This is a genomic window from Candidatus Symbiopectobacterium sp. NZEC135, assembly GCF_025962695.1.
In genome coordinates, this window is sequence record NZ_JAGFPF010000431.1 from 1 (window position 1) to 1,410 (window position 1,410).

General features: G+C 42.4%; 2 protein-coding genes and 1 pseudogene. All 3 read right to left on the reverse strand.

Going from position 1 to position 1,410, the window contains the following annotated elements; genetic code table 11:
• Positions 1 to 49 precede the first annotated feature (49 nt).
• Positions 50 to 409: a hypothetical protein gene (locus J5224_RS27585; RefSeq protein ID WP_264628325.1), complete on the reverse strand. Its 360-nt coding sequence runs from the start codon at positions 407 to 409 to the stop codon at positions 50 to 52.
• The gene (locus J5224_RS35890; protein WP_413544732.1) at positions 396 to 707 is read right to left on the reverse strand and encodes a recombinase zinc beta ribbon domain-containing protein; all 312 of its coding nucleotides are present in this window, start codon (positions 705 to 707) and stop codon (positions 396 to 398) included. The genes J5224_RS27585 and J5224_RS35890 overlap by 14 nt, the downstream gene beginning before the upstream one ends.
• 28 nt (positions 708 to 735) lie before the next feature.
• Positions 736 to 1,404, reverse strand: a pseudogene (locus tag J5224_RS27590) (recombinase family protein); the annotation flags it as partial.
• Positions 1,405 to 1,410 lie beyond the last annotated feature (6 nt).

Genomic DNA, 1,410 nt, shown 5'->3' on the forward strand with positions numbered 1-1,410 from the left:
ATTTAATACCTTCTATCCGTAATTAATGTAAGAGCATTAAGATGTGTATCTAATCATCAATTGGTTCATAAGATGATGTTTGATCGTCTGAGGTGTATTCAGCCAATAACTTTCTCAGAGCAATCGAGTCGCTCACAAATCTGAGTTTTCCATTATCGAGCATGAAGCTCTGTGTATCACCCGATAGATGATAAATTATAACCGCCCAACCAAGCCCTGACCGAGTTACAGTGATGCTTTTTAAAACTCGTTTTAACAAGAGGTTAAGCTCTAAACTATCAGTAATACTTGATAGTTTTGCGCTATTAACAGCGTTAATACCCCGCTGTTCACGCTCGCCTTTTTCTATCTCCTCAGTTATTTTTTTTACTCGTGCTTCCATGTCACCGATGGTTTTAATGACAGACAAGTTTATTGTTCAGCTTAGCTATGCGATTTTCAAGTTGTTGCCTTTCAAGATAGATTGATTGATCAGGTGTAACAACCTTTTTGAACTCAAGCCGACCTAGTATTGTTGCTAGTGCTTCATCTAACCCTTTGATTGAAAGATTTTGCGAACAACGCCCATCTTTGGCGTTTAAGCAACCATGATAGACGTACAGTTTCCCTTTTACTGTATGCTTTCTTTTTACTAATGCACCACCGCATCCGCATCGCAATAGACCGCTTGGATTTGCTTTGGTCAGATTGAAGTAATAGCCATTCATCTTTGCTTATTAGGGCAGGGTAGTATCCTTCTACTCGCTCTAGTTGAATCATTTCTCTTTCGTTGGTCGTTTCACCGGTCTGATAGGCACCGTATAGCGCAGGGTTCTTTATTGTTTTGGTTATCGAAGCGTGATTCCATTGTGCAGCACGAATCCCTGCGATGCCCTTTTTATTGAGCACCTTAGCTATCATGTTGCTGCCTTTTCCTTCCTGCTTTAGTCTAACTATCAGCCTAGCTGTTTCCGCTTTTTCACTGAAGTCGTATCCCTTTACAGTGCGCTGTAGCCAGAAAGGGAGGATTTTATTGATAGGTATGCCGTTAAGTGCGTTCTGTCTCTGCTGTCCTTTGGTTTGCCGTAGGCGTAGTGCTTTGCGCTCTGATTCTTTGTGAGCAAGGTCGGCGGCTAAGGCGATACGAATCACGCTTTGTAAGTCATTCAGGCTGCTTTTAGTCAAAACCAAGCTATCGGACAAACTAACGATTTGCACATCCTTACGGAGAATTTCTTTCACCGTTTCCTGTGTGGCATCGATACCTCGTCGTGAAAGGCGATCCAATGCTTCAATAATAATGGTTGAACCTGCCGCAATCTGTCCTTCATCTATTGCGGTGAGCATATCGGCTAACGAAGGGCGTCTACCCTCGCGGAAGGCACTGATACCTAAATCCTGAAAATTCTTGCTGGAAAGATTCAGCTTATT

Bases quoted from the DNA above. Each gene is read 5' to 3' on its own strand.
- J5224_RS35890 (WP_413544732.1), bottom strand. From the start codon at position 707: ATGAATGGCTATTACTTCAATCTGACCAAAGCAAATCCAAGCGGTCTA.